Genomic DNA, 23,383 nt, shown 5'->3' on the forward strand with positions numbered 1-23,383 from the left:
TCACCAAAAGAAATCAAAGAGCATGCCGATAGGGAATCCATAGAGTTTCTTATTGGCATATCTGCTATATAATTTTCGTTTAGCTTCATCCAAAGCTTGTGATGTTATTCCTGTCCGCATAGAAAGAGAGGCTTCCACAAAAGCAGACAATTTATCACATACCTCGATAATCTTTCCATCGACAGGATTAAATTCATTTTTGTTTAGAGAGTTTTCCATCTCCTCTGACAGAAATATTTGAGGTGAAGGTTGGTCGTTAGGCCAGATGCGATTGGAGAATTCGTTTTCAGTAAAATAACGAATTTCTCGTCTCCACCCAGAGGGAAGCAGCGGGTAAATTTTTTCTTCCATAGCTTGCTGCTCATATTCTTTAATGAGATCATCTAAACCTTCAACGGAGTTTTTTACAGGAGAAATAATGTCTCGTGTAAGTACTTCCGGAAGATCGTGAAAAAGGCCTCCGTAAAAGTTGTTATATTGTCTACGGGGGCATGCACCTATTTCAATAGCGATAAAATATGAAAGTATGGCAACAATGAGAAGATGCCCCAGAACGGATGTTTGAGGAATTCTGGGAGTTTGAGCCCATCTCTTTTGAAAGCGGAGTTGTCCCACAAGAGCGGTGAAACCGTATATCCCTTTTTGTGTGTCCGGAAGCTCTCTATTCATTAGCATTGTCTGTACGGCCCTGAGATCGTTATGTTCTTCTATCTGTCTGTTTATTTCATCTCTTGTTGCATCTATGCCGTATAGTGGTTTGCTCCATTCATAAATGTAATCGAATTCCCACTTTGTTGCGAGATAGTGAGCAGCGCGAAGAATCTTGCGCTCTTTGTTTGATTCAGGATTATCTAAAAGATAGTGTTGAAAACGGTTAAAAAAGTCCGTAGAGAGGGCTTCTATGTCACTTCGTAGACGTTCTACCACCCATGAATTCAGCTTATATCTTTCACTTCTATGGGCCATGAGTTTATGAAAAACAGGAGGTTTAATATCCGTAAGAATAACACGATGTAGAAATTCAAAAATACCTCCTTCAATCAAAGTATGCCAGTCTATAGATGTTCCGTGATCTTCCTCTTCTCGGGCAATAACATAGGCAATGATCATTTTATGTGCTTGTTTGGCCAACTCTGTAAACTGCACCGGCCTTGGATGGTCATTCCATCTTTCGATACTTGCTGCGGAAAAAACTTTTTCGATTAATGAACGACTAATCATGCCTAATCTTATTCCTCCCGTCTAAATCATGATTGGCATACTATTAAGAATTATAACACCTCTTGAGAGAAGCTTAGAGCAAAGGTACAATTCTGTTGTATGCACGAGTTTTTATACAGGAGGGACTTTTATGAAAGCAATAATTCATGCCACTATTGAAACTATGACTGGTAAGCCCATTGAAAATGGAACTGTTCTTTTTAATGAATCAGAAATTGTAAGCGTAGGAGAAAGTTTGACTCTTCCTTCAGACGTTGAAATTATTGATGGAACAGGAATGTACGTAACTCCTGGGCTTATTGATGCACATACCCATCTTGGTGCTTTTATACAAGGTTATCCGGAGAGTATGTCAGATGGGAACGAAATGACAAATCCTCTTACGCCTCAATTGCGGATTCTTGATGCCATTTATCAGGATGATCCTGGTTTCAGCGAGGCTCTCTCTGGAGGAGTAACATGTGTTCAAATTTTACCTGGAAGCGCCAATGTTATTGGGGGAGAAGGAGCAATTGTCAAAACATGTGCAGATGTTGTTGATAGAATGGTTGTTCGCGCTCCTTCTGGGATGAAGGCTGCTCTTGGTGAAAACCCAGTGCGTGTGTATGGCGGAAAAACGAATATGCCTATGACACGTATGGCTAACGCTTCTTTAATGCGTCAGGCACTTAACGATGCTCATAATTATCAGGGGAAAAAAGAGCAAGCTGAAAAAAAGGGAGAATTTTTTGAAAAGAATCTTGGTATGGAAGCATTACTCCCAGTAATTAACAGAGAATTGCCTCTGCGCATACATTGCCATCGTTCTGATGATATTGCTACTGCAATTCGAATTGCAGAGGAATTTAATATTCTTTACACAATCGAACATTGTACAGAGGGGCATCTTATAGCATCTTATTTAGCTGAAAAAAATATTATGGCAGCAATTGGCCCCACTCTTACCGGTAAACCCAAGCTTGAGTTAAAGAATGCATCATGGCAGACTTTGACAACTTTATATAATGCTGGAGTCCATTTTTGCATCATAACAGACCATCCTGTAATTCCTATTGATCAGTTCTATGTATGTGCAGCTCTCGCTTTTAAAGCAGGGTTACCTCGAGATATTGCCTTGAAGGCTATTACTATTTTTGCAGCAGAACATTTAGGTATTGCAGACAAAGTAGGTACCCTCGAAAAAGGCAAAGATGCAGATATCGTTTTATGGGATGGAGATCCCCTTGATGTACGGTCTCATGTACTTAGAACGTTTATAGAGGGAAGAGAAGTTTATTCAAAAGAGTAAATAAAGATGAGGGCAGAAAAAATTATTTTTGCCCTCATCTTTATTTTAGGCTGATTGTAAGACTATCTTCCCAGCAAAGAATCCGGCGCCAAGACCGTTATCAATATTCATAACGGCAACGCCGGAAGCGCATGAATTTAACATTGTTAGAAGAGGGGCCATGCCTGCTAAATTAGCTCCATACCCTGTGCTTGTGGGAACTCCGACGACAGGACATGATACAAGACCTGCGAGAACACTAGGGAGAGCACCTTCCATACCGGCTACAGCAACAATAGCTTTTGCTGACTGGAGGGTTTCTACATGGGCAAGAAGTCTGTGAAGACCTGCTATTCCCACATCGTAGAGTCGTTTCGGAACACATCCCATATATTCAGCCGTAACTGCTGCTTCTTCAGCAACAGGAACATCACTACTACCGGCAGTTACGACTACAAGCCCTGGCTTTTTTCCCATATCTCGACGTCTTATTCCAATCATACGAGCTTTTTCATGATATTGAGCATCCTCAAGAAGAGATTTTACAATGTCGAATTGATGTGTTGTTGCTCGTGAAAAAAGAACGTTTTCTTGTGTTTCCGAAAGAGCCTTAGCTATTTGTTGAAGTTGTTCGTCACTTTTGCCGGGACAGTAGACGATCTCAGCAAAGCCTTTACGCAGGGCTCTGTGTGTATCAAGTTTAACTTCTCCTAGATCTTGAAAGGGAAGGCTTTTTATTCTTTGAATAAATAGATTCTGATCTATGGCTCCATCCATGAGTTGACGTGTAAGGTTTCTAAGATCTCCGTCATTCATATTAATCACCAAAACTTTCTGTTAGGATGTAGAAATTGTACTTTATCAATAGAGGATAAAACAAGGAGGCGTATTATATGTCAGAGAAGGTATATCGTGCCTTTTCTTTTTTTCCGGAACATAATGGCAAAAAAGACCTGATGGTAGTTTGGGTTCCTCTTCGAGCTGAACGAATACGAGTTGCTCCTTATTCCATTTTACTTGATGATTATGATCATATCCCCAGAAACGTTCTTTCGCTTGCCAAGGGGTATTGCGATGAATTTTTTGGACTTGACGAACTTAATCTTTTTAAAATTTTTATGAAGGAAAAACGGGAGATAACAGTATTATACGATGAGTATGACCTCCCTCTTCAATGGCAAGATGGAGAGGGTAATCCTTCTTGTCCAATAAGATACTCGCCAAATTGGCAAAAAGTTTTTTCGGTAAAAGGAAATGAAGTTATAGATCTTCCTTTTGAAGTCGATGGATACAGTAAGAAATAAAATGTTTTAAAACAGGGGGAACCGGGGAGAGGGTGGTCTCCCCGGTTTCGTTGTTGGAGGACGGTTGGGGATGCCGCCCTCTCTATGCGTAATATCTTACTTGGTGGAGTAAGGCTTCATTGAGTCTTTATAAATGGTTCGAATAACTTCTTTTGATGCTGGTACAGGTGCAATCGCGAGCAACCCATCAAGGGACGGTGTTGTCATGGCCAATTCGGTGAGACGATCAAGGTCGTTCTCTGTATATCCTTCATCGGCAAGTTTAGATGTTACTCCCAGAGAGTAGAGCCATTTTTCTACGGAGAGGGCTACCTTTTCACCCTCTGCCGGAATTCCTTTTAATCCATCGACAACAGGGGCAAAAAGAGCGGCAAGTACTTCTGGCTGTGCCGGATAGATTTGTTTTAAAACGGCTGGAAGAAGCATAGCTAACCCCAAGCCGTGAGCTAAATCTGGTTTTACAGCAGAAAGAGGATGCTCAAGAGCATGAGTGAAATGAAGAAGCCCATTATCAAAACTTACACCTGCAATTAGAGATGCGTAGAGCAGGAAATAGCGGGCAGTTAAGTCTTCAGGATGTTGTAATGCCTGAGGAAGATATGTTGCAACAAGACGTACTGTTTCTTGAGCTAAAAGTATGGAGTAGGGGCTTGCTGCTGCCGATGTCGCTGCTTCCACAACGTGGTTGACTGCATCGATAGAGACGTAACGAGTCTGGTCTGGAGATAGACCAGTCATGAGAGCTGGATCATCAATAGCATACAACGGATAGATGCAATCGTAAGCAATCGCTGGCTTATATTCTTTTTCAGGAATACTCACTACGGCAAATCGGTCAACTTCTGTACCTGTTCCGTGGGTGAGGTTTATAGCAATAACAGGAGCGGCTTTTGTTGGCGCAAATTTCAACTCATATAAAGAACGAGCATTTTCTTGGGGATATTCCAGAAGTATAGCTGCGCTTTTACCTGCATCTATGGGGCTTCCACCGCCTATAGCTATAACTGCCTGTGCTCCAAAATCGCGTGCTATCTGTGTTGCTTCGTCTACAGCATCTGCTGTTGGGTTCGGTGTTATCTTATCGTAAAGTACATGTTCGATGCCATGCTTATTAAAAGCGTCGCTGACATAATTCCAGGCACCTGTTTTTTTATATGATCCGCGTCCTGTAACGCAGAGAACCTTTTTTATTCCCTGAGCAGAAAGAATTCCCATAATGTCATCAATTTTTCTAATAGCTCCAACGCCAAAATAGGCAGTTGTTTTTGTTCTAATCTCTCTAATCTCATTAATTGATATTTTATGATCCCACATGGTAGCGCCTCCTTGAGAATGTTATCTCAATCACTATCTCTTGAAAAAGAGCTTATCACTAGCAAAAATGGCTGTCAATGGGACCTAGGGCATATTTGGTATAAAAAATACATTATTCTCATGATAGGGAAAAGAGGGGCAGTTCGCATAAATACGAATGCCCCTTAATGTGTTAACGATATGAATTAAATTCTTTTTTGATTTCTTCTTGAAGTGTAGTATTAAGGATGAAACGCAAAGTTCCCTTTGCAAGAATTTCAGCTCCGGTTTTTAATGCTTGTTTGGCTTGTGGTGTTGTGACAGCTTTAGCAAAAGATCTCGTATGATGTGGTGTCGATACATCTGTAATTGCAAGGAGTGGTTGAAGAGCCGCACAGTGTTGGCTTACATTACCCATATCGCTGGATCCGCCTGGGCCAGGTGAGTTTATCGTGGCGACACCGCACTCTGTAAAAATCTCTCCCAGCATTTTTTCTGCTGCTTTATTGGGGCGCATCTCGTCAAAGCTGAACTCTACATTTCGCCAGTGTACAGTCGTTTCTGTTGCCAAAGCAGCTCCCTTGGCACAATTAAAGATCTTTTCTAAAACAACATTGAGATACTTCCTTTCAGGAGCTCTAAAATAAAATTTGGCACTGGCTTTGTCTGGAACAATATTAGGAGCATCTCCGCCGTGAGAAACGATTCCATGCATTCTTACACTTGGTTTGACATGTTGTCTGAGCATATCGATAGCATGGAAAAACAGTTGCACTCCATTAAGAGCATTGCGTCCCTCCCATGGAGCTCCTGCTGCATGAGCAGTTTGGCCGTCAAAGGTGAATTCGATGGCATCCATTGCTAATGATCGGTAATCTACGTAACTAGTAACATCGTTGCAGTGAATCATCATAGCCAAGTCAATAGAGTCAAAAACTCCTTCTTTTGCCAACGTTACCTTTGCTCCGTTTGTTTCTTCTGCAGGTGTACCAATAACAAAAACTTTTCCTGGCACATGGTCAAGAACAGGAGAAAGGGCAAGTCCGGCAAGTAATGACATACTTCCATGAAGGCAATGTCCACACGCATGACCTATTTCCGGCAAAGCATCATATTCAGCTAAAAGAGCTACTGAGGGGCCAGTATCTCCTTTTTCCGCACAGAAGGAAGTGGGAATATCGCAGTAGGGAAGCGTTGTTTTGTATCCACTTCCTTGAAGAAAATCGTGCATTCTTTTACTGGCTTCTAATTCTTGTTCTCCCAACTCTGGATGAGAGGCCATATAGAGGTTTAGCTCCCAGATAGAGTCGATGTATTTATCTATTGTGGTGTCGATGAGATTGAGATAATCAGTGTAGTTTTTCAAAAGAAAACCTCCTTTTTATTGTAACGAAATCCTATCACATATTTGCTCTATATTCTCCTTTTGATCTTCTCCCTATTTCACAGTAAAATTGTCACCGGCCAGTGATATTTTGTAAACTGGACACTCTTTATCTGGAGGCTTGTATGACGGAAATGGTGTTTCGGCTCGAAAATAGGATTATGAACAGGCTTCAAAAAGATTGGAATCAGCCTGTTCTCTGGTGGAATGATGAATGGTGGACTGGACGGAAATTAGCTGATCTCGCAGCTGTTTGTAAAGATAATCTCGAAAAGGGTGGATTTGGTAAAGGGCATAGATTGGCGGTAATGATGCCAAATTCACCGATGGTTTTAGCCTTATCGCTAGCTGTGTGGTCTTTAGGCGGAGCTATTGTTCCGATAAATACAAGAGCTGGGGTTCCTACATCTATGGGAATTCTCAAACTTGTAGATCCCTTTGCTGTCATTCTTGGCACCGAGATGGATGATTTGCAACAAGCTCTTACTGATAATGGTTTCCCTTGGTATATATCTCCTCTCGACTCATCTTTGGGTTCTTTGGAAGGTCGACCTTCTCAAAGAGGAGATGAAGAATTAGCCGTTATATTTGCTACTTCTGGAACGACAGGTCTTCCTAAAGCAGTTCCTCTCTCTCATAAAAACCTTCTTCACAATGCCCTTACGGTTTTCAAGGAGTTAACAGAGTTGAGGGAAGGGGATATTTTTCTTAATGTTTTGCCTAATTTTCACTCTTTTGGTTTTACCGTCGCTGGTCTTATGCCTCTTTTGTGCGGAATGCTACAGACGATATTACCTTCTTTTCTACCGCCCCATAGGACGCTTGAGGCCATTAGCCATTCAAAAACAAATGTCCTCTTAGTTGTTCCGACCATGCTTACATTTCTTCTTTCTTCTATCGATCATGGTGCTCCCAAACCTGAAGGTTTAAAAGTTGTTATAAGTGGTGGAGATAGATTGAATATGCAACTAGATTCACGAGTGAAAGAATACTTGGGAGTTGAGGTTCTTGAAGGGTACGGTCTTACTGAATGTTCGCCAGTTGTTTGTGTAAATCGCTCTTATGAAGAACGAAAGTTAGGAACGGTTGGTCCCTTCATTTCTGGTTATCAATGGCGCCTGATAAATGAATCAGGAGAAGACGTAACTTCTGCCGGTGAAGGTGTGCTTTGGGTTAAGGGAAATTCTGTAACTTCTCAATATTTCAGAGATCCTGACAAGTCTGCAGATCGCTTCCAAGAGGGGTGGTTTAACACGGGAGATTATGTACGTGTTGATTCTGATGGGTATGTTCAGATTCTTGACCGCGTAACAGATATTATTATTGTTGGTGGTTTTAATGTGTATCCTCAGGAAGTAGAAGCTATTTTGCAGACCCATCCAGCTATAGAACAGGCGATTGTTGTAGGAATTCCTCACCAAGTGAACGGAGAGGTTCCTAAGGCCTATGTGAAGAAAAAACAGGGAGAATCCTTGACCCCTCGTGAAGTTATAGATTTTTGTAAAAAACATCTAGCTCATTACAAAGTTCCGCGAAGTGTAGAGTTTATAGATGCTTTCCCTCTGTCAAGTACAGGGAAAGTTTTGCGTCGTATGTTAAAAAAAGAGGCAGCATCTAACGTATAAGCAGGTGCAAATACGTTTACATTGAATAAAGAAGAAAAGGGAAACTTTCAACAAGAAAGTTTCCCTTTTCCCTTTTATGTCGTTTACTTTTGTGTCTGTGATGTTCTTTAAAAAGCTCTGAATCCTACAACATCTTCACGAATCTTCATATAGCGTTTTTTGGTAATATCCATATGTCCTTTTTCCATATCTTTAAGCTTGTTAAACATAACAGCGGACTCTCCGCTGCTCTCTTTGGCGAGGCGTTCATAAAATTCCATCGCTCTCATTTCTGACAGATATGCAGCTCCAGCAATTCTGAGAAGAGATGTTACCTCACCAAAATCTTTTGTTTGAACTTTTAGTTCTGGGGAAACGACCATTTCTGGATCAATAGGACATTCTTCCCCATACATCTTAAAGTAAAGTTTCTTTAAATCTTCCTCGTGGCTATTTTCCCATTCTGCAAGTTCTAATAATTCCTTTTTTAAATGCTCTTCTGTGACATTATCGGCCCAAAGAGAGTAAAAGTTTTTCGCTTCGATTTCGGCGTGAATTCCATATTTGAGGGCATCTTTCATTTCAAAACATTCAGATGACATCTATATCCCTCCTGACACAATCGAAATATTATAATTTAAGTAAATTATACACTTATCGCATAGGTTCTACAATATAAGAGAAAGAGTCGACAATAGTGTATGATACAAATACCTGTATCAAGTATATGTGTAAAGGGAGGTTGCACTATGAAAAAAGAGTTGAGTTCTGTTGTCGTGACTAGTTCTATAGAAGCGGGAATTCGTAAGCGGATTGAAGCTCCCCTTCAAGATGTAGCTGAGGTTGTTTACCTTGAAGATTCAGATAGAGAGAGTCGGCGCGTCATTTTGAGAGATGCAGATGTACTTCTTTCTTTCTTTTTTAATAAAGAGATTGAGAAAGGAGAGTATTCGCTTTTAGAAAATCTTCGACTTTTGCAGACGATCTCAACAGGTGTTGATTATCTTCCTTTTACTGATATTCCTCGGCATGTTGCTATTGCATGCAATGCAGGCGGATGGGCATATCAAATTGCTGAGCACGTTTTGTCTATGACCATGGCTTTGGCTCGACATCTGGTTCCTTTACATATGAAGCTTGCTTCTGGAGAATTTGATCAACGATCATTGTTTTTGAGAAATCTAAAGGGACTTACAGCAGGAATTATCGGATATGGCGGCATAGGCAGGCATACGGCTCATTTATTTAAAGCGTTAGGAATGAAAATTATGGCTATTAACACGAGTGGGAAGACGACAGATTCTGTTGATTATGTTGGTACATTACATTCTCTTCCTCATGTATTAGAGAATGCCGATGTTGTTGTCTTGACCCTCCCTCTTACGAAACAGACGAAAAATTTAATAGGTCGTGAGCAACTGTTAATAATGAAAAAAGATGCTATCCTTATTAATGTAGCAAGAGCTCCTCTCGTAGTTGAAAAGGATTTGTATGAACATTTGAAGCTTTTCCCAGAGTTTCAGGCCGGACTTGATGTCTGGTGGAACGAACCTACATGGGGGAGAGGTACATTTGAGATAAACTATCCTTTTTTCGACCTTCCTAATTTTCTAGGGTCTCCTCATAATTCAAATAATGTTATTGGTGCTATGGCCGATGCATGCCAGGTTGCGGCTGAGAATGTAGCTCTTTTCCTCAAGGGGGAATTGTGGCATGGTCAAATTAACCGCGCAGATTACGTTGATATGGAGTCGTTGACCGATATGTAGAAAGAGGCGATTTCGTGAGAAAAATAGTCAGCAGCCAGAATATTATTGGTTCCGTTCTGGTTCTTCTGGCTGGTGTTTTCTGGGGAACTTCGGGAACTGCTCAGGCCTTTGCACCTCTCGGAGCTTCCCCTTTCACAGTAGGAACAATACGAATTGCTGTGGGAGGCGGAATCCTTTTTTTGCTTTTGTTGCTGAGAAGAGGAATTTCTTGGATTAAAGGACCGTGGCTTCCGAAGCATATTTTACCTGCTGCTTTAGGTATGGCTGGTTTCCAGTTTTTTTTCTTCGCTGCAGTGAAACTCACCGGAGTTTCCGTAGGAACGATGGTTGCTATTGGGAGTGCCCCTTTATGGGCAGGTTTACTCGGCTATTTTGTCTATAAAGAACCACCGGAAAAGATGTGGTATTTCTCAACTATATTAGCGGTTGTCGGATGCTTCTTTTTAAGTATGGAAGGGGTGTCTTTTCAGGCCGAAGCCAGTTTTTTAGGCATTTTTATGGCCTTAGGCGCAGCTTTTTCTTATGCCGTGTGTGGTATTGGGCTCAAAGGTCTGAGGCTTTCTCACGGGCCTGTTGAAAGTGCTGCAATTACTCTTTGTGGCGGAGCTCTTTTTCTTATACCTCTTCTTTTCCTTTTTAATATTTCATGGCTTTCCGAATGGAAGGGGGTGGGGGTAGCTCTTCATCTTGGAATAGTTGCTACAGCTTTGCCATATGTTCTTTTCTCTATTGGTATTGCCTGGATACCAGTAGCGAAAGTTTACACACTTTCGCTAACAGAACCTTTGACAGCATGTTTATTGGGAGTTTTTCTTTTAGGAGAGCGGCTTTCAATGCTTTCTTTTTTTGGTATTTTCCTCATTTTTATTGGATTAGCTTTATTGTCACGTAAAAAATAAGTCTAATATTATTTGGAGGGATAGCCTATGAAATATGGAAGTATATCGCGCAAGATTGCGATAACTTTCATGCTGTTGATTTTTCTGATGGTACTTGTTGGATGGCTTAGTTTCCGATCACTCAATCAGTCGTCAGATGGACTGTACCAATATCAGTATTTAGCGACTATTAGCGATGAAAGTGCGCGCATACAACGAGATTTGATGGTTATGGCCACAACTGCGAATCGATATATAGAGTTTAGACGCATTGACGATCAAATTCAGTATAGAAATATTCAGTCTGAACTGCAAACTTCCCTTCCATTGTTAAAAGATAAACTCCAGTCGGAGGAGTTAAAACAGAAAACATCACAACTTTTATCCTATCTTTCTTCTTACGATGAAGCGTTTCAAACCGCCGTACAACTCAACGATGATCTTGACATACTTTCTCAGACAGGTTTTATCAGCCCCAGTGAAACAATGGAACAAGAGTTGACAGCAATGATGGTGGCTGCAGAAAAAAATCAGAACGCAAGTCTTTCTTATTATGCAGGGCTGGGGATTCGCAGCTTATTGCTTGCCAAGTCGGAAGGAGTTCGTTTTCTTCAGACGGGCGATCTTTCCTATATTTATAATCTCAAAAAAGAAATGGTCAATTTATCTGGATACCTTCCCCTTTTCGATATGATGGCCCTTGACGAGGAGTCTCGAAGCCATTTCGAAAATTTTGTGGAAGCACAAAAATTACTTGAAGAATCGATTTCGCCTCTTGTCAAAGTAGATGAGGAAAGGCGGTCAATCCGTTCAGAAAAAATGGAAAGTATTAGTTCTGAAATGAATGGAGCAATTTCTTCTCTTCGAGCACGTATTGAGAGTTTACAAAATGAGCTTGGTCCTCTTATTGCAGTAAAGAACAGTTCTGCACTTCGTTTTATTCTCATAACATCTTTATGTATGGTTATAGGAAGTCTTTTCGCTGGTTGGAAGCTTTCTTCGTCAATAACATCACCTTTAAAAAATGTTGTTTCTCTGGCTGAGTTAGGGGCCAATAAAAACTTTTCCTTTTCCAGGGAGGATTTTGCAATAAAAAGCCGTGATGAATTTGGACAGATGGCAGATGCGCTATCAGCGATGGTGGATTCTCTTCGTCAGGCTTTAACCGAAATTTGGGAAAATACAGATAACGCTACTCAAAGAGCAGAAAATTTAGCTGCCCTTTCTCAAGAGAGCACAGCATCAATGGAAGAAATTAAAAGTACTATAGAAGAGCTTACCTCTCTTTCTGAAGAGAGCGGTGTTGCTTTATCACAGGCGGAGCAGGCTGTGAAGAGCGTAGCAAGTAGCGCTGAAGAGTCAGCTCGTTCTTCTTTGGAAGCTGCTAAAACGTCGGAAGTCGCGTCAACTCTTTCCTCTGAAGCTGCAAGCAAAGTGGAAGAAGTTATTCTTTCTATTCAATCTGTAGGGGAAAATATGAAAAGCACAGAGCAGCAAATAGCAAAACTTGGTGTTTCCATTGAGGGAATATCAAATTTTGTTGGTGTGATAACAGGAATTGCAGATCAGACGAATCTTCTTTCTTTAAATGCGGCTATTGAAGCTGCACGTGCAGGAGAGGCGGGGCGAGGTTTTGCCGTTGTCGCAGATGAAGTTAGAAAATTGGCAGAGGAATCGGCAACTGCTGCACGGAATGTTGAGAGTCAGATTAAGCACCTTCAAAAGGATGCATCTTTATCAGTTCAATCTATTCAAGAGACAGGAGAAATAATGGCAGAAACGGTAAAAAGAGCTCGACATGCAAGAGAGGGTCTCACAGAAGCCTTGGGAGAAACTTCAAAAATTAATACTATAATTCAGTCTCTGGCCTCTTTGGCTGAAAATCAGGCGGTTTCAGGAGAAGAAATGAAAGAGTCTGTTGAGCAGGTTCTTTCCTCGGCTCTTCGTATCAGAGAAATGATTTCAACCATTCGTCAGGCTTCGGAAGAGACAGTTTCTGCTTCAGAAAGTGTTGCAAGGGAAGCCGAAGGTGTAAGCTGTGGTGCCGAATCAATTTCTGAGCTTCTTACTACTTTTGTTCTTGAATCGGATGAGAAACAAAGAGCTCTTCCTGAGAATGTGACTGTTCTGGAAGAGTAATATCATGCCGAAGCTTCGCAATTTGTTTTCGTTGCCCAAAGACTATAAGGTGATCATTGGTCTCAAGTTGAAGATTGCCGCTTGGATTATATATGATTTTTCCGCCTTCTCTAATAACGGCGATAACATTTGCTTCGTAAATTGAACGCAAAGGTGCTTCAGAGAGAGTCATTCCAGTCATGAAACTTCCTGAAGTGATATGCACTGTTCCAAAATCAAGATCAAGCTTTCTTGAAATATTGACCAGTTCGAGAAAATCTTCTACAGATGGCTGGAGAGAAGCTCGTACCATTGAAGCGGCGCCAGCCAAAACAGGGTTAATAACTTTGTCGGCGCCGGATCTATAGAGGACATTTACTGATCCGGCGTCATTTGCTCGCACTACAATTCGTATATTTGAGGCTAATGAACGAGCCGTAAGAACGGTGTAGACACTATCGGCATCGTCTCCGAGGGCAACAATCATTCCTTTGGAAACGGCGATTCCGGCTTTGTTCAAACACTCTTCATTTCTTGCATCGCCGTGAAGAACAAGCCATCCCTGTTCGCGTCCAGCCGATACTTTTTCTTCTTCTATCTCCAGCGCAACAAAGGTAATGTTGTCAGCTGAAAGAAAATGAGCAACTTCTGAGCCATAACGTCCTAATCCGCAAATAATCCAGTGATCTGAAAGTCGAGCCACTCGTCTGTCCCCTCCCTTACCTAAAAGAGCTACGATTTTTTCGCTCACTAAAAGCTGTGCCATATTCCCAAGTACATATCCTACAATTCCCATGCCAAGTAAAATTAAAGTGACAATAAATATTTTTTCTGCTCCAGAGAGACTTTCAGGAGCGCCGTATCCGACTGTAGAAAGTGTAATTATGGTGTAATAGAGAGAATCTATCCACGAAAGGTTTACTATAAAGTGCATACCTATAATGCCAAATACGATGATAAAACTAGTAATAAGGAGCATCGTAAAAACCTTTTTCCCTAAAGAATCCGACCAGAAATTCTTCTTCATTGTTATCCAACACTCCTCATTCCCGAGATTGTGTAAAATAGAAGCATATTACGAGAAGGCGGTGGATATTATGGCCTTATTGAAGGTTGCAACTTTTAACGTTAATTCAGTTCGAAGCAGAATGCATGTATTGACTAAGTGGCTTCATGATAACAGAGTGGATGTGCTATGTCTGCAAGAAACTAAAACTGAGGATCAGTTTTTCCCCGCTTCAGATTTTGAGAGTATAGGATATAACGCCTCTTTCAGAGGAGAAAAAGCCTATAACGGCGTTGCTCTTTTGAGCACCCATCCGATAGAAAATGCCCACTTTGGTTTTGAAGACGGCGAATCTCCCGATCCTGAAAGTCGTATAGTTCGAGGAACGATTTGCGGTGTCCATATTATCAATACGTATGTACCGCAGGGCAAAGCTATAGATCACCCTGATTATCTCTATAAGATGCGTTTTTTTGATCGCCTGAAAGCTCTCTTCGAGAGAGAATATTCTACTGATGAGAAAGTAGTTTGGCTTGGTGATATGAATGTTGCCCCTACAGATATTGATGTGACAAGTCCGGAGCGGAAGAGAGACCACGTTTGCTTTCATGAGGATATTAAGAAAAAGTTTGAAGAAGTAAAAGATTGGGGTTTCGTCGATATCTTTAGAAAATATAGGCCTGAAGAAGGGGAATTTTCATTTTTTGATTATCGGGTAAAAAATGCCCTTGAACGAAATATCGGATGGAGAATAGATCATATTCTTGCTACATCCTCCCTCGCTGATTGCTCTACAGATTGTTATGTAGACCGAGAGCCACGAGGTTGGGAAAAACCATCAGATCATACGCCTGTTGTAAGTGTTTTCGATATATAAACGAAGAAAACGAGAGGTGATCTCTTTATGTATCGTCCCTGCATCGGTATCGATCCTGAAACTGTAGATTGGCGTTTTCCTCCTTCCGTAGAGGCTATCGATTTTATTTCGGAAGGATGTCATCTTTATGGTGTCATCTATATTGCCCAGGGTGTGCCGCCTCACCCTACGATTTTGCTTCTTCACGGTTTTCCTGGAACGGAAAAAAACCTTGACCTTGCACAAATTTTAAGACGAGCAGGATTCAATACGATGGTCTTCTCTTATAGAGGCTGTTGGGGAAGTCAGGGTACCTATTCTTTTTCTCATGTTGTTGCCGATTCGGTTCATGCCGTTCGTTTTTTGCAGAGTGATTTCGCACAGAAGAACTATGGTGTAGACCCCGAACGGATTATTGTTTTCGGTCATAGTATGGGCGGCTTTGCTATGGCAAAAGTTGCTGATTTTATTTCTGATATTCGTGATTTTTGCTTTATTTCAGGCTGGAATCCAGGGTTAGATGCTAGAAACAGTCTAAATGATCCTGAAAGTCAGAAGAAATTGGATCTATTGCTTCAAGTATGTACCCCACCTCTTCAGGGGACAAACGAAGATATGTTATTGAAAGAGTTGCGTAATCATTTGCATGAATGGGATATTGTCAACTCTGCTCCTCATTTTAAGAAGCGTAATATTCTTGTGATAGGAGCAAAAAAGGATAATATTACCCCTTTGAGAACAAATCATCTTCCTTTTGTAGAAGCCTTGAAACGAACTACTCCGCAAGGTCTAAAGGAAATAATTATGGATACTGATCATGCTTACTCAGATAGTCGTGTTGCATTAGCTCGACATATTCTTGACTGGCTCGAATCTTTGGAATATTAGGGATACTAACAAACAAAAGAGATACTTTTAAGTGTCTCTTTTGTTTGTATATAAAAATATTCAATAGAAAAGATATTCAAAATATGATACAATCTCATATTATGGGAAATAATTCTTATTATATGAGACGAGGTGGAAGATTTAATGAAAGGAAAAGCTTCCCCTTCTTTTAAAAGTCTTGATCGGGCTCTTGCTATTCTTTCCTCATTTTCTTTTTCTCATCCACAACGAACAGCGTCGGAAATTGCTTTATGTACTTCTATCCCCAAATCGACAGTTCATCGCTTTCTTAAAGTTTTTGTAGAGCATGGTTTCTTGAAGGAAACAACATCTCCTGGCTACTTTGCGCCTGGCTTAAAACTTTTAGAGCTTGGAAGCATTGTCCATCATGGTTTGGATATTCGTCTCTGTGCGCAACCTATAATGGCTGCTCTTGCGAAAAAGGTGCATATAACGGTTCATTTAGTTATTCGAGATCGGGATGAAGGTGTATATGTTGAAAAAGTAGAACCTGAAGGTCAACATATTCATTATTCACATATTGGCAAAAGGATACCTCTATATTGCACTGCAGCCGGAAAAGTTCTTCTTTCTGAGTTGCCTGATTCTAAAATCTTAGAAATCATTGCCTTCCCTCTAATTTCCCTTACGCCATATACGATAAAAACAAAAGAAAAGTTTCTTCAAGAGATTGATAACGTAAGAAAAAGAGGGTGGGCCGAGGATAATCAAGAGCTTGAACTGGGATTGTGCTGTGTGGCGGTTCCTGTAAAAGATCATCTGGGAAAAATTGTGGCAGCAATGAGTTCCTCAGGGGTGGAGGGAGCTTTCACTTCTGAAGCAAAAAAAAGACTAGTTGAGGGGCTGCGTATAGCTTCTTTAGATGTTTCAAAACGACTTGGTTATCGAGAATAAAGTATATAAATAGCTAGAGGAGGCGGTTGATAGTGGCAAAGAAGAAAGGGCGACTGGATTTTGTAAAAATGAAAGCCAGTGGAGAAAAAGTGGCTTGGGTTACAGCCTATGATTTTCCGACAGCATCTTTTGTTGAACAGGCAGGAATGGATATGATTCTTGTGGGCGATTCTCTTGGTATGGTTGTTCTTGGATATGAAGGAACTATTCCTGTGACCATGGATGATTGTATTCGTCATTGTCAGGCTGTTCGTCGTGGAGCTCCAAATACTTTTTGTATCGGAGACATGCCTTTTTTGTCGTATCAGATTTCCGATGAGGATGCTGTTAGGAATGCTGGACGCTTCTTAAAAGAAGCGGATATGGATGCTGTAAAACTTGAGGGCGGACGACGAGTTTTGAGCCGAATAAAAGCTATAGCTGATGCTGGTATTTTAGTAATGGGGCACATTGGATTAACTCCACAAAGTTCTGGACAGCTTGGTGGGTTTAAGGCACAGGGACGAGATCCTGAAAGTGCTCGGGAGCTTATCAAAGATGCATTGGCTATACAAGAAGCTGGAGCTTACGCTCTCTTACTTGAGGCTGTTCCCCCAGAGCTGACGGCCTTTATAGCGAAGAAACTTACCATTCCCGTCTATTCTATTGGAGCTGGATTGCCTTGCGATGGTCAACTTTTGATTTGCGGCGATATGTTAGGGTTGTTTGAGGCATTCACGCCAAAATTTGTAAAGAAGTATGCTAATGTAGCGGCAGAGGAGATCAGAGCCTTTAAAGAATATGTTGAAGATGTGAAAACGGAGAAATTCCCGACAGACGATCATGTTTATCACATACTGTCTGGGAAAGAAGAAGAATTTAAGGTTATGCTTAAAGAATTTGAATAAAAATTAATTGTGCAACCGCTTGCATTAAGACTTTTTTCCTGATACACTTTCTCAGAACATCAGGGAGGTTCTGAGAAATGGTAAAAAGAGATGGTGTTATTTTGGGAAGAATAAAGAATCGTAACAAGGCCATGGGCCGTGAAAACGGCTTATGGCCTTGTTTTTTTGCTCTGTAAGGAAAAGGAGGATGGGGATGAATCTTATTGAGAAAGCGGTTGTCATGACAGAGGGAGATATGGAGCGAATTCTTCGGCGAATTGCCGTAGAAATTGTTGAGCGAAACAAAGGGCTTGAAGATGTTGTCCTTTTGGGGATTCAGCGACGAGGTGTATATTTGGCGGCACGTCTTCGAAGTATCCTTAAGGAAACAGAGGGAGTTAAGGTCCCAACAGGAGAACTTGATATAACGCTCTATCGTGATGACATTACAACTTTACAAGAACAACCCATCGTACATAGTACATCTATACCAATTGATATTGCAGGAAAGAAACTCATTCTTGTCGATGATGTTCTTTATACGGGAAGAACCATACGTGCAGCTCTGGATGCTCTCATGGATTTAGGGCGTCCGGATCGCGTTCAATTGGTTATTCTTGTGGATCGTGGACATCGTGAACTTCCTATACAGGCTGATTATACAGGTCGAACTGTTCCTACCTCTAAAACAGAGACAGTAGAAGTTCGAGTTAAAGAGTTTGATGGCGAAGATAAAGTAGTGATTTGTGAACGAAATGGGGGAGTAGAGTGATGCAGTGGAGACATAGGCATCTTATCTCGCTGGAGGATTGGACCAGAGAAGAGCTCGAGTTTTTCCTTGAACAGGCAGATTATATGGAAGAACTCATGAATCGTCCTATTAAAAAAGTTCCGGCGTTGCGTGGAAAACTGATTGTCAATTTCTTTTTTGAAAACTCGACGCGAACACGCGTATCTTTTGAACTTGCAGAAAAGATGCTTTCGGCTGATGTTGTCAATTGGTCGGCCTCTGGTTCAAGTGTCAGTAAAGGCGAGACTATGAGAGATACAGCCTGGACGCTTGAAGCTATGGGAGCAGATGCTGTAGTTATGCGCCATTCGGCAGTGGGAGCAGCAGATTATCTGGCACGCAAACTTCATAGGGCATCTGTCTTTAATGCAGGAGACGGAACAAATGGACATCCAACTCAGGCCCTTCTCGATCTCCACGCTGCCAGACAGCATCTTGGAAAATTGGAAGGCAGGAAAATGGCTATAGTTGGGGATGTGCTCCATAGCCGAGTTGCGCGAAGCGACATTCAGGCTTTCCGCAAAATGGGAGTTGAAGTTGTTCTTGCAGGACCAAGAACGTTAATGCCCCTGTGCCATGAAGAGCTCGGTGTTGCCTACGAGGCTGATCCGAAAAAAGCCGTATCAGGGTCTGATATGGTTTACCTCCTTAGAATACAAAAAGAACGCCAGGAAGAAGGGTTGATTCCTTCCATTGACGAATACCACAGACGATATGGAGCGACAGAAAAACTTATGGATTTAGCAAAACCTGATGCTATAGTAATGCATCCTGGCCCCATAAACAGAGAAGTTGAAATTGCTTCTTCCGTTGCTGATGGAGAGAAGAGCATTATTTTGAAACAGGTACGAAGCGGTGTGGCTGTTCGAATGGCCTTGCTTTACCTTTGCCTGGGAGGTGTACGCAATTGATTCTGTTTAAAAATGCCCGGATTTTCGATGGGAAAGAATTGCGAGAAGAGGTCTCCGATGTTTTAGTAGCGGGGAAAAAGATAGAAAAAATAGCAGAGACTATAGATGTAACTGATGATATGAAGGTTATTGACCTGGAGGGGAAAGTTCTTGCTCCAGGATTCATAGATTTACATGTACATTTTAGAGATCCAGGCTTCGAGTGGCGGGAAGATATAGAAAGCGGTTCTAAAGCCGCAGCAGCTGGAGGCTATACGACTGTTGTTACCATGCCTAATACTGATCCTGTAATTGATATTCCATCCCTTGTAGAATATATTGCTGAAAAGGGTCGTCGTGCCGGAGGCGCAAGAGTCTTGCCAGGAGCGTGTATAAGCCACAAGAGAAAAGGTGAGTATTTGGCAGAGCTAGGATTGCTTCGTGAGGCAGGAGCCGTTCTTTTCACAGACGATGGGGCTCCCGTCAAAACATCCAAACTTTTACGAACCGCCCTTCTCTATAGCCAGGATGTTGGTGCTATTATTATGGAGCATCCGGAAGAAGCTTCCTTAACGGAAAAAGGCCAGGTTAACGAAGGTAGAATCTCTGCCCTGAGCGGCCTAAAAGGATTTCCTCATTCTGCCGAATATATCGATATTGAACGGGGAATAGCTCTGTGCCGAGAAACAGGCGCTCCCATTCACTTCACTCATGTAAGTACGGCTCTTGCCTTTAAAGCTATCGCAGCGGCTAAAAAGGAAGGATTGCCTGTTACATGCGATGTTACACCTCATCATCTTTCTCTTGATGAAAACAACGTAATTGTTAGCCGATACCATGCTGTGTATAAAGTCAATCCTCCTCTTCGTAGTCGGGAAGACGTGAAAGCCGCTTGGGCTGCCATAGCTGATGGAACTATTGACGCTATTGTTACCGACCACGCTCCCTGGCACGAAAATGAGAAAGATCTTCCTTTTCAGGAAGCTCCTTTTGGCATAGCATCTCTTGAATGTTCAGTTGCCGTTGTTCTTGATACATGGTTGAAAATGGGGCAGCCAGTTTCTTTAGCAAGGGTTCTTGAACTCTTTACTTCTGGGCCGGCAGCCATACTTCCAGAAGAATGGCAAAAACTTGGACATATAGCAGAAGGTTTAATTGCAGATTTGACTGTTATCGATCTTGATGAATCGAAAGTTGTAGATGTTTCTACATGGAAAAGTAAAGCACGGATGACTCCATGGAATGGAGAAGTTTTAACAGGCTGGCCAGTTATGACCATTCTTGAGGGAAAAATTTTTGACAGAGGAGAAGATAATGGATCGAATAGATCATAATGCAACGGTTTTAAAAGTCAGTTCTGTAAGTTCCGAAGTTGCAGAAGTGGTTTTTCACTGTTCTTCCGTGGCTTCTTCAGCGAAACCAGGGCAGTTTGTCATGGTTCGTTTGCCAGGAATTCTCGATCCCTTATTAGGCCGTCCTTTTGCAATAGCCGCTACTGAAGCTGATACGATTACGGTACTCTTTCAGATAGTGGGAAAATTTACGAATCTTCTAGCTACTCTTCCTCCAGGAACAAAAGCGACATTGCGAGGACCAATAGGGAATGGATATCTAGAGAAGCCTTCAGGAAAGAAGATTCTTTTTGTAGCTGGTACATTAGGAGCTGCACCTCTCCTTTTTGCACTGCAGTGTTTTCCTGAACTTAAAAGCCATGAGTTTGTACTTGGAATTCCCGGCGAAGGCTGGGAGGGATTTGCAAGGTATGTAAAGGAAAAGACCTCTAATCTGAAAGTATGTTCCGATGATGGAACAATAGGTCTCAAAGGAAATGTCCTTGTCGCTTTGCCAGATAGACTCGAAAGAGATCAAGAAATATGGACATGTGGTCCATTTCCCATGTTGAAAGCCATTGCACAAAAATATAACGACCAGGGCGATCAGGTTAGAGTAAGCCTTGATATGAAGATGGCTTGTGGCATTGGGGGATGTTTAGGGTGTGTAATTACCACTGCAAAGGGACCTAAACGAGTATGTGTAGATGGTCCGTTTTTCTTGGCGGGGGAGGTTGACTGGAATGACGTGGAATAGATTAGCAGATACTCTGGCCGGCATAAATATAGAAACTCCAATCATTATTGCCTCAGGTGTCTGGCCGTATGACCCCCCTCTCTGGAGTCGTAAAAATCTCGATGGTGTGGGAGCTCTTTGCACAAAAGCTGTAAGTTATGAAGCCCGTCGTGGCAATAAAGGAATGCGGGTATGGGAAACATCGTGCGGTATGCTCAATAGCATAGGTCTTCAAAATACTGGAGTTTCTTCTTTCCTGAATGATTCTCTTCCCATGATTCACGAAGGCGGTATGCCTTTTTTAGTCAACGTCGTTATGGAAAATATAGAGGATACGCAAAAAACGTTATTAGCTCTTGCTGAAAGAAGTGACATTGTAAAGGGTGTGGAATTAAATATCTCGTGTCCTAATGTGGATGGCGATGGTATGGCTTGGGGCGTCCATCCTGAAAGTACTGCCGAAGCAGTAGCTGCAGCCAGATCGGTCTGGCCGGGTTCGCTGTTTGTTAAACTTACGCCTCAGGCTCACGATCCACAAAAAGTAGCGAGAGCTGCTGAAGATGCAGGGGCAGATGCCCTTGTCGTAGCGAATACGTGGCTTGGAATGGCTATAGATATTAATCGGCGGCAACCTGTCTTTAACAGAACCTTCGCCGGTTTTTCCGGGCCGGCTGTTTTTCCTCTTGCGCTGCGCTTGGTTTGGCAGGTTTGTGAAGCCGTTTCCATTCCTGTTATTGGGTGTGGTGGTGTTACTACGTGGCAAGACGCTTTATCTATGGTTCTTGCAGGAGCGAGCGCTGTAGAACTTGGAACGGCAATGTTCGTTCACTCTGATATCCCGTCCCTTATATGTAAAGGGCTGAATACCTATTTAATTGAACATGAGGTCAAACATCTTCGTGACCTTAAGGGGCAAGCCCGCGCTCAGAAAGGAGTTTTTTAGATGATAAACGAAGCCCAAAACAAGTTGATACTTGCTTTGGATGTAGAGAACCTAACTGAATGCCGTCAACTGCTTTCCGAGTTACAGGGAGAGCTAAAACACGTTAAAATCGGTCACCAGCTCTATGCAAAAGGCGGAATTCCTTTTTTAAAAGAGATAATGGCTATGGACTATAAGGTCTTTCTCGACTTGAAACTTCATGATATCCCTAATACTGTTCGTATGGCTGTTGAAGCTTTAGCCGGAGAGGGAATATGGGCTTTGACTCTTCATGGTGCAGGTGGCAGAGCTATGCTGGAAGATGCTAAGGCTGGTAGAGACAAGGTCGGCGGTGAAATGAATCTTTTGGGAGTTACAGTTTTGACAAGTATGAATAACGAACTTTGGGAGGAAGTTACCCCTGGTTGCGCGATGTCTGATGCTCTGAAGGCCCGAGCTACAGTTTGCGCTGATGCAGAGATTGATGGCCTCGTCTGTTCTCCCCTTGACTTGCCCATCATAAATGAAACGAAAGGCAAAAATTTAATAAAAGTTGTTCCTGGCATTCGTCCTTCAGCAGGAGGGGATGATCAGGCTCGTACTGCAAATCCTAAAGGAGCCATTATGGCTGGGGCTGATTTTCTTGTTGTTGGCCGCCCAATTTTAAAAGCTCCTGATCGTTTGGCGGCGCTGCATACTATTGTGAATGAAATAAAGGAGGGGTTGCAATGGAAAGAGGATTAGTAGAAGAACGAATTCAAGAGATGATGAGAGATAGTGGAGCTCTTCTAGAAGGACATTTTCTCCTGACTTCAGGGTTACATAGTGCCAACTATATGCAATGCGCTCTCCTTTTACGTTTTCCTGCCTATGCAGCTTTTGCAGGTAAAGAGATAGCCCGATTGGTGGAAAAATTTCAGCCGACAGTAGTAATTTCACCAGCTATTGGAGGACTCATTATTGGTCATGAAGTGGCCAGGGCATTGGATGTTCCCTTCCTTTTCTGTGAGAGGGAAGAGGGGAAAATGAGCCTGAGGCGCTTTCCTTTTCCTGAAAAGGCAAAAGTGGTTGTCGTAGAAGATGTTATAACAACAGGTGGATCAGTGAAAGAAGTTGGAGAACTTATGGAGGAACACGGATCTCAATGGGTAGCAACAGCTTGTATTGTTGATAGAAGTGGTGGAAAACATATTCTTCCCCATGAACCTCTCTCTCTTTGGAATGTTTCTTTTCCTGTATATAGACCAGACGAATGTCCTATGTGTGCTAAAGAGATTCCTTTTAAGAAACCTGGGAGTCGGAAATAGAAAGATACCAGTTTGTTTGTTCAGCCCCTATAAAAGGG

General features: G+C 42.0%; 23 protein-coding genes. 17 read left to right on the plus strand and 6 right to left on the minus strand.

Annotated elements, in window-relative coordinates; translation table 11 throughout:
- Window positions 1-1,221 (minus strand): HD domain-containing protein, encoded by a 1,221-nt coding sequence (locus tag VB083_RS05655; protein WP_213691746.1) that lies wholly within the window; start codon window positions 1,219-1,221, stop codon window positions 1-3.
- A gap of 130 nt (window positions 1,222-1,351) precedes the next feature.
- Between VB083_RS05655 and VB083_RS05660 the strand changes: the two genes are divergently transcribed.
- Window positions 1,352-2,509, plus strand: a complete 1,158-nt coding sequence (locus VB083_RS05660; protein ID WP_213691745.1) for an amidohydrolase — start codon at window positions 1,352-1,354, stop codon at window positions 2,507-2,509.
- A gap of 45 nt (window positions 2,510-2,554) precedes the next feature.
- Here VB083_RS05660 and larB read toward each other — a convergent pair whose 3' ends face one another.
- Window positions 2,555-3,304, minus strand: coding sequence for a nickel pincer cofactor biosynthesis protein LarB (larB, locus tag VB083_RS05665; RefSeq protein WP_213691756.1), 750 nt, complete (start codon window positions 3,302-3,304; stop codon window positions 2,555-2,557).
- Between the two features lie 77 nt (window positions 3,305-3,381).
- Between larB and VB083_RS05670 the strand changes: the two genes are divergently transcribed.
- A complete protein-coding gene (locus tag VB083_RS05670; protein WP_213691744.1) occupies window positions 3,382-3,792 on the plus strand; it encodes a hypothetical protein in 411 nt (136 codons plus the stop codon).
- A gap of 96 nt (window positions 3,793-3,888) precedes the next feature.
- Here VB083_RS05670 and VB083_RS05675 read toward each other — a convergent pair whose 3' ends face one another.
- Both VB083_RS05675 and VB083_RS05680 read right to left on the minus strand, forming a co-directional pair.
- Window positions 3,889-5,106: an iron-containing alcohol dehydrogenase gene (locus tag VB083_RS05675; RefSeq protein WP_213691743.1), complete on the minus strand. Its 1,218-nt coding sequence runs from the start codon at window positions 5,104-5,106 to the stop codon at window positions 3,889-3,891.
- A 172-nt stretch (window positions 5,107-5,278) separates the two neighbouring features.
- The gene (locus tag VB083_RS05680; RefSeq protein WP_323401851.1) at window positions 5,279-6,451 is read right to left on the minus strand and encodes a M20 family metallopeptidase; all 1,173 of its coding nucleotides are present in this window, start codon (window positions 6,449-6,451) and stop codon (window positions 5,279-5,281) included.
- 143 nt (window positions 6,452-6,594) lie between these two features.
- On the opposite strand from VB083_RS05680, the gene VB083_RS05685 reads away from it, so the two are divergent.
- Window positions 6,595-8,094 (plus strand): AMP-binding protein, encoded by a 1,500-nt coding sequence (locus VB083_RS05685; RefSeq protein ID WP_323401852.1) that lies wholly within the window; start codon window positions 6,595-6,597, stop codon window positions 8,092-8,094.
- Between the two features lie 107 nt (window positions 8,095-8,201).
- Here VB083_RS05685 and VB083_RS05690 read toward each other — a convergent pair whose 3' ends face one another.
- Complete coding sequence (locus VB083_RS05690) at window positions 8,202-8,675, minus strand: ferritin family protein (protein ID WP_213690007.1); 474 nt, start codon at window positions 8,673-8,675, stop codon at window positions 8,202-8,204.
- 147 nt (window positions 8,676-8,822) lie between these two features.
- On the opposite strand from VB083_RS05690, the gene VB083_RS05695 reads away from it, so the two are divergent.
- Genes VB083_RS05695 through VB083_RS05705 form a run of 3 tightly spaced genes read left to right on the plus strand, consistent with a single transcriptional unit; the run spans window position 8,823 to window position 12,859 of the window.
- On the plus strand, window positions 8,823-9,842 hold the full coding sequence (locus VB083_RS05695) for a 2-hydroxyacid dehydrogenase (RefSeq protein ID WP_213699855.1): 1,020 nt from the start codon (window positions 8,823-8,825) through the stop codon (window positions 9,840-9,842).
- A 14-nt stretch (window positions 9,843-9,856) separates the two neighbouring features.
- Window positions 9,857-10,741 carry a DMT family transporter gene (locus tag VB083_RS05700; RefSeq protein ID WP_213690005.1) on the plus strand — a complete coding sequence of 295 codons (885 nt, stop codon included), beginning with the start codon at window positions 9,857-9,859 and terminating at the stop codon, window positions 10,739-10,741.
- Between the two features lie 27 nt (window positions 10,742-10,768).
- Window positions 10,769-12,859: a HAMP domain-containing methyl-accepting chemotaxis protein gene (locus VB083_RS05705; RefSeq protein ID WP_323401853.1), complete on the plus strand. Its 2,091-nt coding sequence runs from the start codon at window positions 10,769-10,771 to the stop codon at window positions 12,857-12,859.
- On the opposite strand, the gene VB083_RS05710 is transcribed toward VB083_RS05705, so the two are convergent.
- Complete coding sequence (locus tag VB083_RS05710; protein WP_307879802.1) at window positions 12,789-13,865, minus strand: potassium channel family protein; 1,077 nt, start codon at window positions 13,863-13,865, stop codon at window positions 12,789-12,791. The two genes, VB083_RS05705 and VB083_RS05710, sit on opposite strands and share 71 nt — an antisense overlap.
- A gap of 70 nt (window positions 13,866-13,935) precedes the next feature.
- Here VB083_RS05710 and xth point away from each other — a divergent pair, with 70 nt between their 5' ends.
- The 11 genes from xth to pyrE all read left to right on the plus strand — a co-directional run bounded on the left by xth (window position 13,936) and on the right by pyrE (window position 23,345).
- On the plus strand, window positions 13,936-14,721 hold the full coding sequence (gene xth / locus VB083_RS05715) for an exodeoxyribonuclease III (RefSeq protein ID WP_213690003.1): 786 nt from the start codon (window positions 13,936-13,938) through the stop codon (window positions 14,719-14,721).
- A gap of 27 nt (window positions 14,722-14,748) precedes the next feature.
- On the plus strand, window positions 14,749-15,588 hold the full coding sequence (locus VB083_RS05720; protein ID WP_213690002.1) for an alpha/beta hydrolase family protein: 840 nt from the start codon (window positions 14,749-14,751) through the stop codon (window positions 15,586-15,588).
- Window positions 15,589-15,732: 144 nt separating this feature from the next.
- The gene (locus tag VB083_RS05725; RefSeq protein ID WP_323401854.1) at window positions 15,733-16,503 is read left to right on the plus strand and encodes an IclR family transcriptional regulator; all 771 of its coding nucleotides are present in this window, start codon (window positions 15,733-15,735) and stop codon (window positions 16,501-16,503) included.
- A gap of 32 nt (window positions 16,504-16,535) precedes the next feature.
- Entirely contained in the window at window positions 16,536-17,390 is an 855-nt protein-coding gene (gene panB / locus VB083_RS05730) for a 3-methyl-2-oxobutanoate hydroxymethyltransferase (RefSeq protein WP_213691645.1), read from the plus strand.
- 193 nt (window positions 17,391-17,583) lie between these two features.
- On the plus strand, window positions 17,584-18,141 hold the full coding sequence (gene pyrR / locus VB083_RS05735) for a bifunctional pyr operon transcriptional regulator/uracil phosphoribosyltransferase PyrR (protein WP_213691646.1): 558 nt from the start codon (window positions 17,584-17,586) through the stop codon (window positions 18,139-18,141).
- Window positions 18,141-19,070 (plus strand): aspartate carbamoyltransferase catalytic subunit, encoded by a 930-nt coding sequence (locus tag VB083_RS05740; RefSeq protein WP_213691675.1) that lies wholly within the window; start codon window positions 18,141-18,143, stop codon window positions 19,068-19,070. Before pyrR ends, VB083_RS05740 begins: the two co-directional genes overlap by 1 nt.
- Window positions 19,067-20,383, plus strand: a complete 1,317-nt coding sequence (locus tag VB083_RS05745) for a dihydroorotase (protein ID WP_213695854.1) — start codon at window positions 19,067-19,069, stop codon at window positions 20,381-20,383. Before VB083_RS05740 ends, VB083_RS05745 begins: the two co-directional genes overlap by 4 nt.
- Complete coding sequence (locus VB083_RS05750; RefSeq protein ID WP_213691648.1) at window positions 20,364-21,137, plus strand: FAD-binding oxidoreductase; 774 nt, start codon at window positions 20,364-20,366, stop codon at window positions 21,135-21,137. The genes VB083_RS05745 and VB083_RS05750 overlap by 20 nt, the downstream gene beginning before the upstream one ends.
- Window positions 21,124-22,059, plus strand: a complete 936-nt coding sequence (locus VB083_RS05755; RefSeq protein ID WP_213691649.1) for a dihydroorotate dehydrogenase — start codon at window positions 21,124-21,126, stop codon at window positions 22,057-22,059. Before VB083_RS05750 ends, VB083_RS05755 begins: the two co-directional genes overlap by 14 nt.
- A complete protein-coding gene (gene pyrF, locus VB083_RS05760; RefSeq protein WP_323401855.1) occupies window positions 22,060-22,782 on the plus strand; it encodes an orotidine-5'-phosphate decarboxylase in 723 nt (240 codons plus the stop codon).
- On the plus strand, window positions 22,767-23,345 hold the full coding sequence (gene pyrE, locus VB083_RS05765) for an orotate phosphoribosyltransferase (RefSeq protein WP_213691651.1): 579 nt from the start codon (window positions 22,767-22,769) through the stop codon (window positions 23,343-23,345). Before pyrF ends, pyrE begins: the two co-directional genes overlap by 16 nt.
- Window positions 23,346-23,383: the final 38 nt, after the last annotated feature.

The organism is Aminobacterium sp. (assembly GCF_034926885.1).
GTDB lineage: Bacteria > Synergistota > Synergistia > Synergistales > Aminobacteriaceae > Aminobacterium.

Bases quoted from the DNA above. Each gene is read 5' to 3' on its own strand.
- VB083_RS05675 (WP_213691743.1), bottom strand. From the start codon at position 5,106: ATGTGGGATCATAAAATATCAATTAATGAGATTAGAGAGATTAGAACA.
- VB083_RS05690 (WP_213690007.1), bottom strand. From the start codon at position 8,675: ATGTCATCTGAATGTTTTGAAATGAAAGATGCCCTCAAATATGGAATT.
- VB083_RS05660 (WP_213691745.1), top strand. From the start codon at position 1,352: ATGAAAGCAATAATTCATGCCACTATTGAAACTATGACTGGTAAGCCC.
- xth (WP_213690003.1), top strand. From the start codon at position 13,936: ATGGCCTTATTGAAGGTTGCAACTTTTAACGTTAATTCAGTTCGAAGC.
- VB083_RS05695 (WP_213699855.1), top strand. From the start codon at position 8,823: ATGAAAAAAGAGTTGAGTTCTGTTGTCGTGACTAGTTCTATAGAAGCG.
- larB (WP_213691756.1), bottom strand. From the start codon at position 3,304: ATGAATGACGGAGATCTTAGAAACCTTACACGTCAACTCATGGATGGA.
- VB083_RS05740 (WP_213691675.1), top strand. From the start codon at position 18,141: ATGCAGTGGAGACATAGGCATCTTATCTCGCTGGAGGATTGGACCAGA.
- VB083_RS05725 (WP_323401854.1), top strand. From the start codon at position 15,733: ATGAAAGGAAAAGCTTCCCCTTCTTTTAAAAGTCTTGATCGGGCTCTT.
- VB083_RS05655 (WP_213691746.1), bottom strand. From the start codon at position 1,221: ATGATTAGTCGTTCATTAATCGAAAAAGTTTTTTCCGCAGCAAGTATC.
- VB083_RS05710 (WP_307879802.1), bottom strand. From the start codon at position 13,865: ATGAAGAAGAATTTCTGGTCGGATTCTTTAGGGAAAAAGGTTTTTACG.
- VB083_RS05750 (WP_213691648.1), top strand. From the start codon at position 20,364: ATGGATCGAATAGATCATAATGCAACGGTTTTAAAAGTCAGTTCTGTA.
- VB083_RS05720 (WP_213690002.1), top strand. From the start codon at position 14,749: ATGTATCGTCCCTGCATCGGTATCGATCCTGAAACTGTAGATTGGCGT.
- VB083_RS05670 (WP_213691744.1), top strand. From the start codon at position 3,382: ATGTCAGAGAAGGTATATCGTGCCTTTTCTTTTTTTCCGGAACATAAT.
- VB083_RS05755 (WP_213691649.1), top strand. From the start codon at position 21,124: ATGACGTGGAATAGATTAGCAGATACTCTGGCCGGCATAAATATAGAA.
- pyrE (WP_213691651.1), top strand. From the start codon at position 22,767: ATGGAAAGAGGATTAGTAGAAGAACGAATTCAAGAGATGATGAGAGAT.
- VB083_RS05685 (WP_323401852.1), top strand. From the start codon at position 6,595: ATGACGGAAATGGTGTTTCGGCTCGAAAATAGGATTATGAACAGGCTT.
- pyrR (WP_213691646.1), top strand. From the start codon at position 17,584: ATGAATCTTATTGAGAAAGCGGTTGTCATGACAGAGGGAGATATGGAG.
- VB083_RS05705 (WP_323401853.1), top strand. From the start codon at position 10,769: ATGAAATATGGAAGTATATCGCGCAAGATTGCGATAACTTTCATGCTG.
- pyrF (WP_323401855.1), top strand. From the start codon at position 22,060: ATGATAAACGAAGCCCAAAACAAGTTGATACTTGCTTTGGATGTAGAG.